Genomic DNA, 15,153 nt, shown 5'->3' with positions numbered 1-15,153 from the left:
TCCTCTCAGAGGTGGCTTTCGGTCCGTCGACATTGCGCTGAATTTGGTTAACAAAGAGTTTCGAGATACGGGCAAAACACGGATAGGTGATGATGTATACGCGGGACTCCGCCGAGGTGCTTGGCCTCAAGGTCTTGGGCTGGCTGGCTGCTGAGGAAGAGTTGCTGCCGGTTTTCCTAGGTGCCAGCGGCGCCAGCGAATCTGATCTGCGGGCCGGGGCGACGGACCCGGTTTTTCTTGGCTCCGTGCTGGATTTTTTGATGATGGATGACGCCTGGGTGGTTCGGGCCTGTGATGCCATTGGTGTGGGATATGACGCGCCGATGCAGGCCCGGCAAGTCTTGCCGGGCGGTGCAGAAGTCAGTTGGACATGAGGCCTGTGAGCGGTGTGCTTTTCGACAAGGACGGCACGCTTTTTGATTTCGCGGCGACCTGGGAGGCCTGGTGCAAACGTTTTCTGGACCAGATTGCAGACGACAGCGCACATGCGACGCGGCTGGCTGCGGCCATCGGCTTTGACTACGCGGCCGGGCAGTTCATGCCAGGAAGTGTGGTTGTGGCAGGCACGCCCGACCAGATCGCCAAAACGCTCCTGCCTGACCTGCCGGATCTCGCCGAGGGTGATCTTATCGACATCATGAATACCGCCGCAGCTGAGGCTTTGCAGGTGCCTGCGGTGCCGTTGGCACCGTTGCTTGGGGAGCTGCGTGGGCGTGGGCTGTGTCTTGGCGTGGCCACCAACGACGCAGAGGCGCCCGCGCGCGCGCATCTCGATCAGGCCGGGGTCACAGACTACTTTGACTTTATCGCGGGATTCGACAGCGGCTATGGCGGCAAGCCCGATGCAGGGCAGCTTCTGGCCTTTGCCGCGGCGGTGGGGCACCCGCCCGCCGCGCTTGTCATGGTCGGGGACAGCACCCATGACCTGATCGCAGGGCGGGCAGCGGGCATGCGGTGTGTCGGGGTGCTCACTGGCGTAGCGGGCCGGGCCGAACTGGACGCCTATGCGGAGGCTGTCTTCGATGACATCTCCGCCCTGCCGGCCTGGATTGAGGCGCAAAGCTTGACCTGAGCTTCAATCCAGGCCCCACCCACCACAGCCCGAAAACGACTGAATGCGTCGCGAATAAGACGGCTGGCCTAACTGACGCCTTGCAGTCTGTGCTCACACACCTGCGAGGAGAGCAAGGCCATGGCTGGGACCACGACCAAACGCAGAACGCGCAGCGGCGGCCGGGCAGGGGCGGCGCATCGGCGCGGCAGCGCCGTGATCGAGCAAATGCCCTGGAATCCGCCTGTCAATACCGATCATCCAACCGAGCCTTTGTCGCCTGAGGGTGTCGCTGCGATCCACGATGGCGCGATGCGCATCCTGGAGGAGATCGGCGTGGCCTTCCTCAACCCCGAAGCGCTTGACGTGCTGCGCAAGGCGGGGTGTCGCATAGAGGGCGAGATTGTTCGCATGGGCCGCGACTTTGTCATGGAGATGATCGGCAAGGCCCCGCCGCAGTTCACCCTGACGCCACGCAACCCCGACCGGAGGGTCACTGTTGGTGGACGCCACCTGCTGTTTGGCAATGTCTCCTCGCCGCCCAACTACTGGGACATGCAGCGGGGGTCCAAAGTGCCCGGCACCCGAGAGATGTGCCGCAACCTTCTGAAGCTGACACAATACTTCAACTGCATCCACTTCGCTGGCGGCTATCCGGTCGAGCCGGTGGATGTGCACGCCAGCGTGCGGCATCTGGATGTGCTCTTCGACAAACTCACACTCACCGATAAGGTCATGCATGCCTACAGCCTCGGTCAGGAGCGGGTCGAAGACGTGATGGAGATGGTCCGGATCGCAGGCGGGCTGTCTCACGACGACTTCGATGCCACCCCCCGCATGTACACAAACATCAATTCCACCTCTCCGCTGAAACACGACTATCCCATGCTGGACGGGTGGATGCGACTGGCGCGGCGGGGGCAGGGGCTGGTGGTGACACCGTTCACGCTGGCCGGAGCCATGGCGCCGGTGACCATGGCAGGGGCCGTGGCGCAATCGCTGGCCGAAGCGCTCTGTGCGGTGGTGCTGGCGCAGCTCATTCGCCCTGGTTGCCCTGTGGCGATCGGGACCTTTACCTCCAATGTGGACATGAAGTCGGGTGCTCCTGCCTTCGGCACACCCGAATATATGCGCGCCACCCAGATGACCGGGCAGTTGTGCCGCTTCTACGGGTTGCCGATGCGCTCATCCGGGGTCTGTGCCGCCAATGTGCCGGACGGGCAGGCGATGTGGGAGACGTCAAACAGCCTCTGGGCGGCGGTGCAATCCGGCTCTCATATGGTGTATCACGCGGCAGGTTGGCTCGAAGGCGGGCTGATCGCGAGCCCTGAGAAATTCATCATGGATTGCGAAGTGCTGCAGCAAATCCAGCGGTATATGGACCCTGCGATCTGTGCGACAGGCCCCGATGAAATTGCCCTAGATGCGATCCGGTCGGTTGGCCATGCCGGACATTTCTTTGGCACGGATCACACGCAGGAACGCTATACCACGGCTTTCTACCTGCCGTTCCTCAGCGATTGGCGCAACTACGAGGGGTGGGAGGCCGCGGGGGCCATCTGGACGCCGGAGCGCGCGCATCTGATGTTTAAGGAGATCGTCGCCAGCTTTGAAGCGCCCCCGATGGATGTGGCGATCCGCGAAGAGCTGGCGGAGTTTGTGGCCAGACGCAAAGCCGAGGGCGGCGCGCCCACGGATTTCTAGGCGAGATCTCGCTACAATTGCTGCGGATGCCCATAGGGCGTTGGGTATTTATTAACCGATCCGCACCATCCTTGCGCTGCAGGATCTGGTGAGAGGGCATCATGCACGGGCTGGTCAACAGGGCCATACAACGGTTTGTCATTGACAGCTATGGGGCTGCGCAATGGGCGGCTGTGGTGCGCCGCGCAGAGCTTGGGTTTATCGATTTCGAGGCCATGTGGACCTATGAGGATGCGATCACCCCAAAGGTGCTGACAGCGGTGAGCGAGGTGCTTGAGCGCCCGCATGACGAGCTTATGGAGGATATCGGCACATATCTGGTGTCGCACCCGAATCTGGAGGCTCTGAGGCGCCTGTTGCGCTTTGGCGGCGTCAACTTTCTGGATTTTCTCCACTCGCTTGATGATCTGCCGGACCGCGCGCGACTGGCTGTCTCTGACCTGGTGTTGCCCCGGCTGGAACTGCGCGAGCTTAGCGCCCATGAATTCAGCCTCACATGCGAAGGCGAGATACCGGGGTGCGGCCATCTCTTTACAGGTGTGCTGCGGGCGATGGCGGATGACTATGGCGCGTTGGTGTTTCTGGAACATATGGGCGAGGCTGACGGCGTCGAGACGGTTTCGATTGCTCTGCTGGAGACTGATTTTTCCGAAGGCCGCGGCTTTGATTTGGGAGTGCAGGCATCATGAGCGACGCGCATCTGTGTTACCACATGTTGAACGTGCTGTGCCCGATGCATGTGATCCTGGACGATGACGGAAAAATCCTATGCGCAGGCCCGACGGCTCGGAAACTGTTGCCGGATGGCACGCTTGCCGGGCGCATGTTTCTTGATGTCTTTGAAATCAAACGACCGCGCGAGATCAAATCCATCAGCAGGCTGCGTGACAAGGCGGGTTTGAAGTTGCATTTGCGGTTTCGCTTGCCCCCGCATCGGGAAATGAAGGGTGTGCTGATGGAAGGCCCGCTGCCAGGGCAGATGATCGTAAATCTGTCCTTTGGCATTTCTGTCGTGGACGCGGTGCGAGATTACAAGCTGACAGCCGCGGATTTCGCGGCCACCGATCTGACCATCGAGATGCTTTATCTGGTGGAGGCCAAATCTGCGGCGATGGACGCCTCGCGCCAGTTGAACAGGCGCTTGCAGGGGGCTCGCATCGCAGCGGAAGAACAGGCGTTGACCGATACACTGACCGGCCTACGGAACCGCCGGGGCATGGACCGCGCGCTTGCAGAGCTGATCGCAAATGGAAACAGCTTCGCGTTGATGCACATGGATCTGGACTTCTTCAAGGCGGTGAACGACACCATGGGTCATGCGGCGGGTGATTACGTGCTGCAACAGGTTGCCAAAATCATGCAAAAGGAAGTGCGCAGCCGCGACAGCGTCGCGCGTGTCGGCGGTGATGAATTTGTGATCCTCCTGCTCGACGTGGATGACCCGGAAGTGATCTGCCAGATCGCTGATCGTATCATTGAGCGGATCAGCGCCCCGATCCTGTTTGAAGGTGCGCAGTGCAACGTCTCAGGCAGCGCGGGCACAACGCTGTCGCGCAACTATGATCTGGTGACGGCTGATCAGCTGTTGGGTGATGCTGATGTGGCGTTGTACGAATCCAAACGACTTGGTCGGCGGCGGCACACGTTTTTCTCGGAGGAGCTGCGTCAAAGACAGGGTGAGACCCCTGAACCGTTGCCGAGGGCGGAGGCGCGTTCGATCTGAGCCTGGCAACAACGGCCGCATTGTGAGGGGGCAGGTGCAGAAATGGATCGAGGCTCTGAGGCTCACGAATGTGGTTGATCAGGACGGGCTGCCGCTATGGTGTGGCGCAGAGACACACACTGCGAGATAAGGAGGCGACCGGTCGGGCGATACCAGCATGGCGTAGTGTGAACACATTAAACACACGGTCGGTGAAGCTGTGTCTTTGTGCTATCTCGTTCCCGGATGTTTGATGTGGAACGTCCCGCATCTTTGCATTTATGCTGCAGAGTTGTTGAATCCTATCAATAGGCTGTGTCGGCCAGGAATGACCTTAACGTCAAGCAATGCTGACCCAGACCTGACTTACATCGAGACCTGGGCGCACGTCTGCTTTGTCTCTGTGGCTTCGACGGATGGCGTCACCACACTGGGCAAACTTTCCTGCCGGTGTTTCCTATTGCAAGGTCTGGTGTTTCCCATTGCAAGGTCTCTCGAGGCCGCTCGTTGAGTTGCCTCGCAACGGCGCTGAGCTTGGCTGTAAGTTGATATGTCGAGGCCTCTTGGAAAGCACTGGCGCAGGAGGCGATTGGTGTTTTTGTTGCTGCCGCGTTGCCACGGCGAGTGAGGATCGCAGAAATGGGCGCCGATCCTAGTGGCCATGGAGAAGGTCAGATGGTGCGTCCTTTCTGGGCCACGATCCCACGTCAGCGAGCGGTAGAGCTCCTTGGACCGTTTGCGGGCTTGCTTGATCAGGACGGTGATGACGCTCTGCGTGTCCTGGTTTGCGATCTTTGCCAGCATCACGAAGCGGGAATGCCGCTCGACCAGCGTGGCAATGTCGCTGTTGTTAGTGCCAACGATCAGATCGCTTTCCCAGTGGCCAGGCACGGCGCGATCCTCAATCTCAGGCGGGCGTTCACGGATCGGTACGGCCTCCTTGATCTTCCGTAGTTTCAACCCGTTTGCGTTGCGCGCCGGGACCTGCGGATGGCGCGTGGGCTGCGCAGGCATTGCTGAAGGGCTTTCTTTAGAACACCCCGCGTCTGCACATAGAGGCTGCGATAGCTCGTTTCGTGGCGCACACGCTCTTGCTCCTCCTACAGCGCAGCGCAAGCCGTTTCACCCGCATGAGCTGCGGCGGCCTGCAACTGGTGCTGATCGAGAACGCCGATCCGATCCTGGGCCGCAAAGCCCGCTGGTTCGAAGACCCGGAGCTGGCCGCCAAAGGTGTCAATCGGCACGGCACCAAAGCTGCCCGATCTGCAAGCGCATGACCCCCTGCGGCACATTCGTCGAGGGAGTCCCCCCACACTCCAATCCATGAGGCTCCCCAATGGCTGATGATAAAAGACCAAAGTCGAAGACGCCCTCACCCGCACCACCAATTCAGACGGCACACCGGTGTGTGGCAAGGACAACGCCACCCGTTGCACCGTTTATCTATTTGACCGCCCCTGCGGCCATGCCCTCAACGATGTATTTTTCAAGAAAGATCGCAACTGTGATCAAAGGAAGGATCGCAGCGGATGACAAGGCTGCCATCGACCACCAGTTGATCCCTTGCGACCCGGTCTGGCTGGCCACCATAACCGGCAATGTTGTGGCGTTGGTTGAACTGAGCAGTGCTGCAAAGAAATACTCGTTCCAGCAGAGCACCAGGCTGAGGATGAAGGCGGCTACCATCCCCGGTAGCGCGATTGGCAAGACGATTTGCAAAAACGCTCCCCAGATGCCAAGGCCGTCGACAAGAGCGGCTTCTTCCAGTTCCACGGGGATGCCCTGGAACTGATCACGCATGATCCAGATCACGATGGGCAGCACCATCAAGGTGTAGAGCAGGATCAGCCCGATCCGGCTGTCTAACAGGTCCAACGAGCGGTAGAGGACCAGAAACGGCAGGGCCAGGACGACAGGGGGCAGGATCATCTGGCTGAGGAAGAAGAACGAGATATCGGAGTTCTTCATGAAGCCAAACCGGTAGCTGAACCGCGACAGCCCGTAGGCGGCAAGTGATCCCAGCACGACCGCCAGTGTCGACGCCGAAAGCGCGATGATGGTGGAGTTCCAGAAGCGTTTCAGGAACTCTTCCCGCACGGTCGAGACGTCACCGATCAGGCGCGGCGACAGGCCGAGGCTCTCCCAGCCTTTCCACTTCGGGGTATAGTCCATGAAGGGGATCATGTTCCCGCGCATCACATCCGGGGCGAGCTTGAACGAGGTTGTCAGCGTCCAGTAAATCGGGAAGAGGCAGACGAAGGCCCATAGAATCAATGCGCCATAGATCGCCAGACGGCTTGACCACCATGCCGCCCGGATCTGTTGGCCCGTGGCGTCATCCTTGAAAATCGCGCTCATGCCGGGCGCTCCATCCAGCGGCTGACCAGTTTCAAAAGCGCGGTGATGAAAATGATGATCAGCACCAGATAGACCATCGCCAGCAGCGTCCCATAGCCAACGTTCGAGCGGTCACGGTATTCACGGAAGATGAAGCTGGTCACACTGTCGGTGGCACCACCCGGTCCGCCGGAGGTCACATTGATGATGATATCCGCAAGCTTCAACTTGAAGATAATGCGGATCACGACGGCGGTGACCGACACGGGTAGCATGAGCGGAAAGATCACCTCCTTGAAGCTCTGCCATCCGCTGGCACCATCCACCTTGCTGGCCTCGATCACCTCACGCGGCAGCGCCTGAAGACCGGCCAGCAGCATGATCATCATGAAGGGGATAAAGGTCCAGGCGTCCATCGCCATGATCATGAAGCGCGCCATCTCGGGCGTGCCGAAGAAACTGGGCTCAAACCCCATCTCGCGCACCAGCCGCGACACCGGGCCAAAGCGCACCTCCAGCATGGACTTGCCGATCATCCAGGACACGGCAACCGGGCTTAGCATCAGCGGCAGCAGGAACACCACGCGAAAGAACTTGCGCGCCCGGATTTGCGCGTTGAGCAGCAGCGCCAGGCCAAAAGCGATTACATATTCCACGCTGATCGCAGCCACGTAGTAGACCATGTTCTTCAGCGCGTTCCAGTAGAAGGCATCCGCCCACATCTGGCGCATATTGTCCCAGCCGTTGGGCTGTGCGCCATTCAGTGAGGCCAGATTCCAGTCGGTGAAGGAGATGTAGAGCGCGAAGAGCAACGGGAAGACCACAAGGCTGATCACAAAGAGTGCGGCCGGCAGCACAAAGAGCGCGCGTTTGCCCTTCTCCCCATTAACGATCACCTGCGCAAAACACAGGGCCGTGGCCCAGAGCAGATAGGCATAGAGTACAGGCCGCCATGTGTCGAAGCCAAAAGCGATACGCCCGATCTCATGGGAAAATTGAAGTGTGGCAAGGGCCAGCACCAGCAGCCCTGTGCCCCAGACCACCGCACGGCCCAGACGCTTGCGCATGCCCGAGATATCATCTGCCGTGACGGCGTGCAGCAGGTCGCCTTCGGTGCTCATGCGACGACGTTAACGAGGATAGTTGGAGCTGTTAAGCATGAAATCAGCTTTTGCGATGTCTTTCCAACGAAGGCCAAGATGCGACGTCGGCGGATATGAAGTAGACATAGCAAACCAGACAACCCAGTCAGCCACGAGATGGACGTCATAAGCCCGGGCATTTCGCAAGAAACGCTCTGCCTGTAGTTTCAACGGGCTTTCATCACCATTGTTTTGGGGATCGCCAACAGCGGATTGCGGGTCATTGGGCATGATCAAAATCATTTTCACCCCTGGCGCTTGCAAAGGTGGACACGTTTGTGCGGCATACTGCAAAAGGTGCTCTTGTCCACCGCGCAAGCCGATGCAGCAACGGCGCGGGCCCAGGGCTCACATCCAACAGATGATGAATGCGGCGCGGGCGATGGCTGACAGGAAGAGCTTCGGACAGCGGTCGTATCGTGTTGCGACCCGTCGCCAGTCTTTCAGCCTACAAAACATGATCTCGATCCGGTTACGCCGTTTGTAGCAACGCTTGTCGTATTTCACCGGTTGGCGCGGAGGGGCGCAGCAAGTTCGCTGTCCCGCACCGCGGCCACGATCGAGGCCACGATGACACAAGATTAGCTTTAACAGAACCCGGATCTGTCTTTGTGGGATCTGGCTGAGAGGATCGGCGGCAAGCGGCACGCCGTCTCTCAGGCCTTGAATGAAGATCTGGGGCGGAACTTCTTTGACTATGTGAACATCGGATCGCAGTCGCCAAAACGCGTCTGGTGGCAACGGATGCGTCCATCCTGACCATCACCTTCGATGCGGGCTTTAACTCGCGTTCGGCGTTCTATCGCGCGTTTCGACAGTAGGTGGGCATGATCCCGTCCCAATACCGCAAGAGCGGTGAGATGGAGGACTCAGGCGCTCTCCTCAAGAAAGCCTGAAAGCGCCTTTGCTGTCTCTTCGGGAGACTGATCCACAAAGAAATGCCCGCCGGGCACAGCCGCGCTGCGCATATTGCGCAACCGGTCCGACCAGGTGGCTGGAATGTCATAGGCGCGCGCCATCGCACCATCAGCCCCATAGAGCACCAGAGCCGGGCAGGACACGCGCCGTTCCAGATCAGCCGCATCGAGATCAAAGTCATACTGCAGCGCCGCGCGATAGTCGGCACACATGCCCCGGATCGCCTCCGGATCGCGCCAGGCGCGGCGATAGGCCTCCAAGGTCTCCGTGTCAAAATCCTCCAGCCGCGCCGCACCCCACCCCAGCAGGCAGCTCTCGAAGTAGGCGTCCGGGTCATGGCCGATCATGGTCTCCGGAAAAGGGTAGGGTTGCGCCAGAAAGAACCAGTGATAGTAGGCTGTGGCCACCTGCCGCGTCAGCGACTCCAGCAGGTGATGTGTCGGCACGATGTCGAGGAGCGACAAGCTCAGAACGCGATGGGGCGCGTCGAGCGCAAGCCGATGGCCCACGCGCCCGCCGCGATCGTGGCCAACCACATAAAACTGCGCGTGGCCGAGCTGCTCCATCAGGGCCAGCTGATCCTGCGCCATGTGACGAAAGCTGTAGGGCTCCGTGCCCGCAGGCTTGCTGCTGTCGCCATACCCACGCAGATCCGGTGTGATCACCGTGAACCGGCGCGCCAGCCGCGCGGCCACAGGCTCCCACATTACGTGAGTTTGCGGAAAACCGTGCAGCAACAGCACCGGTGGCCCGCTGCCAGTGCTGCGATAGCAGATCCGCTGCCTGTTCACATCGGCAAAGAGCGGAGCGGACCGCGCGGTCACTGGCGCTGCCCGTTGACCAGGCAGGTCGGGCGGGCTTCAGGCCGCCCCTGGGCCACGCTCATGTGAGCGCCGCCAGCACGCGGGCCCAGCTTCGGATCCCCTTGTGAAAGCTCTCCATGTCATATTTCTCATTGGGGGAATGCAGCGCGTCATCGTCCTTGCCAAAGCCGATAAGCATGGGCGTGGTGCCGAGGATGTTCTGAAAATGCCCGGCAATGGGGATCGAGCCGCCACAGCCCACGTAGGCCGCAGGCACTTGCCATTCATCGCTGAGCGCTTGCCGCGCGGCCTCGAAGCTTGGGTCCGACGTCTCCGTCACGGAGGCGGCACCCGCGCCATGGCTTTGGAAGCTGACCTCGCAGTCCTCAGGCAGCATCTCGCGCACCATGGCACGGAAGCTCTCGCGGATCTTCAGCGGATCTTGCGTGCCCACCAGCCGAAAGCTGATCTTGGCATGAGCCTCGGACGGCAGCACCGTTTTGAACCCATCGCCTGTATAGCCGCCCCAGATGCCGTTCACCTCGCAGGTCGGCCGCGACCAGATCATCTCCAGCGGCGTGCGGTCCTGTTCACCCGCCGGGTGCGACAGCCCCACATCCCCGAGAAAAGCGCTATGATCAAAGGCCAGCCCCTGCCACTGCGCCTCGATCTCGTCGGGCAGCTCCGGAACACCGTCGTAGAAACCCGGCACCGTGATCCGGCCCTGATCGTCATGCAGCGCCGCGATGATCCGCGACAGCACCCGGACGGGATTGATGGCCACCCCGCCGTACATGCCTGAATGCAGATCAATCCTGGGTCCCGTGATGGTTAGCTCTTCTCCGAGCAGACCGCGCAACATCGTCACAATGGCCGGCGTCTTGCTCTCAAAAAGCCCGGTGTCGCAAATCAGCGCGAGGTCCGATGTCAGCTCCTCCGCGTTCTCCTTCATGAAAGGCACAAGCGAGGGCGAGCCGCTTTCCTCTTCCCCTTCGAGGAAAAACGTGAGCTTGCAGGGCAGGGTGCCATGCACCGCCTTCCAGGCGCGACAGGCCTCGATGAAGGTCATCAGCTGGCCTTTGTCATCCGACGACCCACGCCCACGGATCACCTCTCCCTTGGGTGTCTCTTCGATGCGCGGATCGAACGGGTCATTGTCCCACAGCTCCAGCGGGTCGACCGGCTGCACGTCGTAGTGCCCGTAGAACAGCAGATGCGGGCCAGGCCCGTCGAGATGACCAACCACCATCGGGTGGCCCGGTGTCGCCCGCTTCTCCGTCTTGATCCCGAGGCTGTTCAGATCCGCCACCAGCCAATCCGCCGCCCGGTCACAATCGGCTTTGTAGGCCGGGTCGGTAGAGATTGACGGAATACGCAACAGCGCCATCAGACGGTCCGTGGCCGCAGGCAGGTCTGTATCGATTTTGGATAGAACAGCGTCGAGGGACATCGGGGGGCTCCTTTGATTTGGGGTGACCGTATCAGCGGCGTGCGCAGGGGCAAGCGGGAAGCCTGTGAAGCAATTCACACAGGCATAAGACCAATTGATGTATGTCAAAGCTGCGACATGGTGCGCACCCTAAGGATATTGAACCTCTAGTTTGGGGTCTATATTGACAGATTAGAAAGATTCCAAAGGCAAGACACGGCCCGGGGATCAGATAAAGGAGACACCGGGTGAGCTACGACGACAAGCTGGATCAGGCCATTGCCCGTCTGCACGAAGAAGGCCGGTACAGAACCTTCATCGATATCGAGCGGCACAATGGCCATTTTCCACATGCCACCCGTACCCGCCCCGACGGCTCGACCCAGGACGTGACCGTGTGGTGCGGCAATGACTATCTGGGCATGGGGCAGCATCCGGTTGTGCTGGAGGCGATGCACGAGGCCATTGACGCCACCGGCGCAGGCTCCGGTGGCACACGCAACATTTCCGGCACCACCGTCTACCACAAGCGGTTGGAGGCGGAGCTTGCCGACCTGCACGGCAAGGAATCAGCGCTGCTGTTCACCTCTGCCTACATTGCAAATGACGCGACCTTGTCCACACTGCCGAAGTTGTTTCCAGGTTTAATCATTTATTCCGACGCGCTGAACCATGCCTCGATGATCGAAGGGGTGCGTCGCAACGGCGGGGCCAAGCGCATCTTCCGCCACAATGATGTCGCCCATCTGCGGGAGCTGCTGGAGGCGGATGATCCCGCCGCGCCGAAACTGATCGCCTTCGAGTCGATCTACTCCATGGATGGCGATTTCGGGCCCATCGAGGACATTTGCGATCTGGCCGAAGAATTCGGCGCGCTGACCTACATTGACGAAGTGCACGCGGTTGGCATGTATGGTCCACGCGGTGCTGGTGTCGCCGAGCGTGACCGGCTGATGCACCGGCTCGACATGATCAACGGAACGCTGGCCAAAGCCTTTGGCGTGATGGGCGGATATATTGCGGCTTCGGCGAAAATGTGTGATTCCATAAGGTCTTACGCGCCCGGTTTCATTTTCACGACCTCCCTGCCGCCCGCCGTGGCAGCGGGCGCTGCGGCCTCCGTGGCGTTCCTCAAACGCGCGCCCGAGTTGCGCGAGCAGCACCAGACACAGGCGAAAATCCTGAAACTGCGGTTGAAAGGCCTTGGCCTGCCGATCATCGATCATGGCAGCCATATCGTGCCTGTGATGGTGGGCGACCCGGTGCACACCAAGATGCTCAGCGACATGTTGCTGGAGGATCACGGGATCTACGTGCAGCCGATCAACTATCCGACCGTGCCGCGTGGAACCGAGCGTTTGCGCTTCACCCCGTCGCCGGTGCATGGCCCGAAAGAGATCGATGCGCTGGTGCAGGCGATGGATTCGCTGTGGTCGCATTGTGCGCTAAATCGTGCCGAGCAGGTTGGCTGACTTCTCGTCAGGTGAATTTGCGATTGTCTTGTGTTAACCTAACATAAACAACAGGTCAGATACGAATCGTGGGGACGATTCATGGTCTGACACAATGTTGGGCAGGCACGGGGTAGACACGGGGCAGCGGTATGATTGGGCGCAGGCGCTCTGAAAGGGTGAAGGAGGACGTCGAACGCAAAGGGTTCGACGACTTCGAATTGCGTCTCGGTGATGTCATGCGTGGCGAGCGGGCCACGATGGGCAAATCCCTTCTCGACGTCCAACGCGAACTGCGCATCAAAGCCGCCTACATTGCCGCGATTGAGAACTGCGACCCCGATGCGTTCGACACCCCGGGTTTCATTGCAGGCTACGTGCGATCTTATGCGCGCTACCTTGGTATGAACCCCGATGACGCCTTTGAGACGTTTTGCACGGAAAGTGGCTTTGCCGTCGCGCACGGGATGTCATCCAAAGCCTCCGTCGTGAAAAAACCGGGCCAAGATGTGCGCGCCGTCAAATCAGCCGATGCGGATATGTTCAACCGCCCCGGCACACCCTTTGTCCCAACGCGAGAGGGGTTTTTCTCCGGCATTGAACCAAGTGCTGTTGGCTCGTCTCTGCTGCTGCTGGCGCTGATCGGTGCCATCGGGTTTGGCGGATATTCGGTGTTGCAAGAGGTCCAGCGCGTGCAGGTGGCGCCTGTTGAGCAGACGCCGATCGTCCTATCCGATCTTGATCCTTTGGATGGTGTTCTGACAACCGCGCCGAGTGAGACCAGCGCGGCACCGGGCAGCACAGTGGACCAGCCGCGCGCGGAGGCGCTGGATCGGCTCTATCGTCCGCAGGCGCTGGATGTTCCGGTGCTGGTGGCGCGCGATGCTCCAATCTCGACAATTGACCCCAGCTCCTTCGGCAGTTTTGCGCAGCTGCGGATCGAGGAAGACGTAGCGCCGCCGCGCGAAAGTCTGGCTGGTGCCATCGATGACGACATTGCCTCAGCGCTCGACGTTCCAGCCCCAGTGCCGCAGGTGGTGGAAGAACCCGGCCCTGCACTGCGCATGGTTGCTGTACGGCCGTCCTGGGTGCGTGTGACCGCAGCCGATGGAACCGTGATTTTTGAGACCATCATGGAGCCGGGGGACACTTGGGATGCACCGTCGTCCGAGGTGCCGCCAACCCTGCGCACCGGTGAAAGCGGCGCCATCTACTTTGCTCTGAGCGGTGAATACTTTGGCCCCGTTGGCGAGACCGGAGCAGTGACGTCCAACCTTCCCCTTGCCGTCGACGAGTTGAAGGCCCGATATGCTGTGGCTGATCTGGCCGCCGACGAGGCGCTGGCCACCACTGTGGTGGAATTGCAGACCCCCCTGAATACAGTGGCTGATCAGTAGCCAACGTCGAAAACCTGCCATTGCGACCACCGCCGTGACTGTCTATTTTGATGGACAAGAGCTTTTTGGCGAGGGGTTGCCCGATGTCTTTGAATCACGTGCGTCCGTGGCGGAACATTTACCGCCGCACCTCCCGACAGATCATGGTGGGCGATGTTCCGGTGGGGGGTGACGCGCCCATCACCGTGCAAACCATGACAAACACGCTGACCACGGATGTGAAAGCCACCATCGCGCAGGTGCAGGCCGCTGCCGATGCAGGGGCCGATATCGTGCGGATCTCGGTGCCGGATGAAGCCTCGTCGAAGGCGCTGCGTCAGATTGTGCCGGAGGTCTCCGTCCCCATCGTGGCGGACATCCATTTCCACTACAAACGTGGGATCGAAGCAGCCGAGGCCGGTGCCGCCTGTCTGCGGATCAACCCCGGCAATATTGGCGACGAGACCCGCGTGAAAGAGGTGATCAAGGCGGCGCGCGATTACAACTGCTCCATCCGGATCGGCGTGAACGCGGGCAGCCTTGAGAAACATCTGCTCGACAAATACGGCGAGCCGTGTCCTGACGCGATGGTGGAATCCGGGCTCGATCACATCAAGATCCTGCAGGACAATGATTTTCACGAATTCAAGATCAGCTGCAAGGCCTCGGACGTTTTCATGGCGGCCGCCGCCTACCAGCAACTGGCCGAGGCGACGGATGCGCCTATCCACCTGGGCATCACCGAAGCGGGTGGGCTGACCTCGGGCACCATCAAATCTGCCATTGGCCTTGGCAATCTGCTCTGGATGGGGATCGGCGATACCATCCGGGTCAGCCTCTCTGCGGACCCGGTTGAAGAGGTCAAGGTCGGCTATGAGATTCTGAAATCCCTGGGGCTGCGCCACCGTGGTGTGAACATCATCAGTTGCCCCAGCTGCGCCCGTCAGGGATTTGACGTGATCAAGACGGTCGAAAAGCTCGAAAAACGGCTGGAGCATATCAAAACACCCATGAGCCTCAGCATCATCGGCTGTGTCGTGAACGGCCCCGGTGAGGCGTTGATGACGGATGTTGGCTTTACGGGCGGCGGCGCCGGGTCAGGCATGGTGTATCTTGCAGGCAAACAAAGCCACAAGCTTAACAATGACGAGATGGTCGATCACATTGTCGAGCAGGTGGAGCGCAAAGCAGCAGAGCTGGACGCCGAAGCCCGCATGGCAAGCGCGGCTGAGTAAGCCGC

15 protein-coding genes and 2 pseudogenes are annotated in these 15,153 nt (G+C 60.2%); 10 read left to right on the top strand and 7 right to left on the bottom strand.

Features of this window, described 5'->3' with window-relative positions; genetic code table 11:
- The first annotated feature begins 89 nt into the window (after positions 1-89).
- The 5 genes from So717_RS10440 (at position 90) to So717_RS10420 (ending at position 4,478) form a co-directional block, all read left to right on the top strand.
- Complete coding sequence (locus So717_RS10440; RefSeq protein ID WP_159976887.1) at positions 90-374, top strand: DUF3572 domain-containing protein; 285 nt, start codon at positions 90-92, stop codon at positions 372-374.
- Entirely contained in the window at positions 371-1,072 is a 702-nt protein-coding gene (locus So717_RS10435; RefSeq protein ID WP_159976885.1) for an HAD family hydrolase, read from the top strand. The genes So717_RS10440 and So717_RS10435 overlap by 4 nt, the downstream gene beginning before the upstream one ends.
- A gap of 120 nt (positions 1,073-1,192) precedes the next feature.
- Positions 1,193-2,755 (top strand): trimethylamine methyltransferase family protein, encoded by a 1,563-nt coding sequence (locus So717_RS10430; protein ID WP_159976883.1) that lies wholly within the window; start codon positions 1,193-1,195, stop codon positions 2,753-2,755.
- A gap of 101 nt (positions 2,756-2,856) precedes the next feature.
- Entirely contained in the window at positions 2,857-3,444 is a 588-nt protein-coding gene (locus tag So717_RS10425; RefSeq protein WP_159976881.1) for a heme NO-binding domain-containing protein, read from the top strand.
- Complete coding sequence (locus So717_RS10420; RefSeq protein WP_238840810.1) at positions 3,441-4,478, top strand: diguanylate cyclase domain-containing protein; 1,038 nt, start codon at positions 3,441-3,443, stop codon at positions 4,476-4,478. Before So717_RS10425 ends, So717_RS10420 begins: the two co-directional genes overlap by 4 nt.
- Positions 4,479-4,879: 401 nt before the next feature.
- Here So717_RS10420 and So717_RS10415 read toward each other — a convergent pair.
- Positions 4,880-5,554 (bottom strand): annotated as a pseudogene (locus So717_RS10415) (IS30 family transposase); the annotation flags it as partial.
- Positions 5,555-5,587: 33 nt separating this feature from the next.
- Between So717_RS10415 and So717_RS10410 the strand changes: the two are divergent.
- The gene (locus So717_RS10410) at positions 5,588-5,734 is read left to right on the top strand and encodes a hypothetical protein (protein WP_159976879.1); all 147 of its coding nucleotides are present in this window, start codon (positions 5,588-5,590) and stop codon (positions 5,732-5,734) included.
- Between the two features lie 166 nt (positions 5,735-5,900).
- Here the strand turns inward: So717_RS10410 and So717_RS10405 are convergent, their stop codons facing one another.
- The 4 genes and pseudogenes from So717_RS10405 to So717_RS10390 all read right to left on the bottom strand — a co-directional run.
- A complete protein-coding gene (locus So717_RS10405) occupies positions 5,901-6,815 on the bottom strand; it encodes a carbohydrate ABC transporter permease (RefSeq protein WP_159976877.1) in 915 nt (304 codons plus the stop codon).
- Complete coding sequence (locus So717_RS10400) at positions 6,812-7,915, bottom strand: carbohydrate ABC transporter permease (protein WP_159976875.1); 1,104 nt, start codon at positions 7,913-7,915, stop codon at positions 6,812-6,814. Before So717_RS10400 ends, So717_RS10405 begins: the two co-directional genes overlap by 4 nt.
- Positions 7,916-7,924: 9 nt before the next feature.
- Positions 7,925-8,185, bottom strand: a complete 261-nt coding sequence (locus So717_RS10395) for a hypothetical protein (RefSeq protein ID WP_159976873.1) — start codon at positions 8,183-8,185, stop codon at positions 7,925-7,927.
- Between the two features lie 99 nt (positions 8,186-8,284).
- Positions 8,285-8,446: pseudogene (locus tag So717_RS10390) on the bottom strand (IS5/IS1182 family transposase); the annotation flags it as partial.
- A 200-nt stretch (positions 8,447-8,646) separates the two neighbouring features.
- Here So717_RS10390 and So717_RS22640 point away from each other — a divergent pair.
- Complete coding sequence (locus So717_RS22640) at positions 8,647-8,757, top strand: helix-turn-helix transcriptional regulator (protein WP_159977169.1); 111 nt, start codon at positions 8,647-8,649, stop codon at positions 8,755-8,757.
- Positions 8,758-8,805: 48 nt separating this feature from the next.
- Here the strand turns inward: So717_RS22640 and So717_RS10380 are convergent, their stop codons facing one another.
- Both So717_RS10380 and So717_RS10375 read right to left on the bottom strand, forming a co-directional pair.
- Complete coding sequence (locus tag So717_RS10380) at positions 8,806-9,678, bottom strand: alpha/beta fold hydrolase (protein ID WP_238840808.1); 873 nt, start codon at positions 9,676-9,678, stop codon at positions 8,806-8,808.
- A 58-nt stretch (positions 9,679-9,736) separates the two neighbouring features.
- Entirely contained in the window at positions 9,737-11,107 is a 1,371-nt protein-coding gene (locus tag So717_RS10375) for a M20/M25/M40 family metallo-hydrolase (RefSeq protein ID WP_159976871.1), read from the bottom strand.
- 227 nt (positions 11,108-11,334) lie between these two features.
- On the opposite strand from So717_RS10375, the gene hemA reads away from it, so the two are divergent.
- The 3 genes from hemA to ispG all read left to right on the top strand — a co-directional run bounded on the left by hemA (position 11,335) and on the right by ispG (position 15,148).
- On the top strand, positions 11,335-12,558 hold the full coding sequence (hemA, locus tag So717_RS10370; RefSeq protein WP_159976869.1) for a 5-aminolevulinate synthase: 1,224 nt from the start codon (positions 11,335-11,337) through the stop codon (positions 12,556-12,558).
- A 131-nt stretch (positions 12,559-12,689) separates the two neighbouring features.
- Positions 12,690-13,934, top strand: a complete 1,245-nt coding sequence (locus tag So717_RS10365) for a helix-turn-helix domain-containing protein (protein WP_159976867.1) — start codon at positions 12,690-12,692, stop codon at positions 13,932-13,934.
- Between the two features lie 83 nt (positions 13,935-14,017).
- The gene (gene ispG, locus So717_RS10360; protein WP_159976865.1) at positions 14,018-15,148 is read left to right on the top strand and encodes a flavodoxin-dependent (E)-4-hydroxy-3-methylbut-2-enyl-diphosphate synthase; all 1,131 of its coding nucleotides are present in this window, start codon (positions 14,018-14,020) and stop codon (positions 15,146-15,148) included.
- Positions 15,149-15,153: the final 5 nt, after the last annotated feature.

Source organism: Roseobacter cerasinus, assembly GCF_009811755.1.
In the GTDB taxonomy this organism is placed as follows: Bacteria; Pseudomonadota; Alphaproteobacteria; order Rhodobacterales; family Rhodobacteraceae; genus Roseobacter; species Roseobacter cerasinus.
The sequence above is the reverse complement of the archived record's forward strand: the minus strand, read 5'-3'. Positions and strand labels throughout refer to the sequence as shown.

What these genes read in the sequence shown, in the direction of transcription:
- So717_RS10440 (WP_159976887.1), top strand. Translation starts at nt 90, where the DNA reads ATGATGTATACGCGGGACTCCGCCGAGGTGCTTGGCCTCAAGGTCTTG.
- So717_RS10435 (WP_159976885.1), top strand. Translation starts at nt 371, where the DNA reads ATGAGGCCTGTGAGCGGTGTGCTTTTCGACAAGGACGGCACGCTTTTT.
- So717_RS10430 (WP_159976883.1), top strand. Translation starts at nt 1,193, where the DNA reads ATGGCTGGGACCACGACCAAACGCAGAACGCGCAGCGGCGGCCGGGCA.
- So717_RS10425 (WP_159976881.1), top strand. Translation starts at nt 2,857, where the DNA reads ATGCACGGGCTGGTCAACAGGGCCATACAACGGTTTGTCATTGACAGC.
- So717_RS10420 (WP_238840810.1), top strand. Translation starts at nt 3,441, where the DNA reads ATGAGCGACGCGCATCTGTGTTACCACATGTTGAACGTGCTGTGCCCG.
- So717_RS10410 (WP_159976879.1), top strand. Translation starts at nt 5,588, where the DNA reads ATGAGCTGCGGCGGCCTGCAACTGGTGCTGATCGAGAACGCCGATCCG.
- So717_RS10405 (WP_159976877.1), bottom strand. Translation starts at nt 6,815, where the DNA reads ATGAGCGCGATTTTCAAGGATGACGCCACGGGCCAACAGATCCGGGCG.
- So717_RS10400 (WP_159976875.1), bottom strand. Translation starts at nt 7,915, where the DNA reads ATGAGCACCGAAGGCGACCTGCTGCACGCCGTCACGGCAGATGATATC.
- So717_RS10375 (WP_159976871.1), bottom strand. Translation starts at nt 11,107, where the DNA reads ATGTCCCTCGACGCTGTTCTATCCAAAATCGATACAGACCTGCCTGCG.
- So717_RS10365 (WP_159976867.1), top strand. Translation starts at nt 12,690, where the DNA reads ATGATTGGGCGCAGGCGCTCTGAAAGGGTGAAGGAGGACGTCGAACGC.
- ispG (WP_159976865.1), top strand. Translation starts at nt 14,018, where the DNA reads ATGTCTTTGAATCACGTGCGTCCGTGGCGGAACATTTACCGCCGCACC.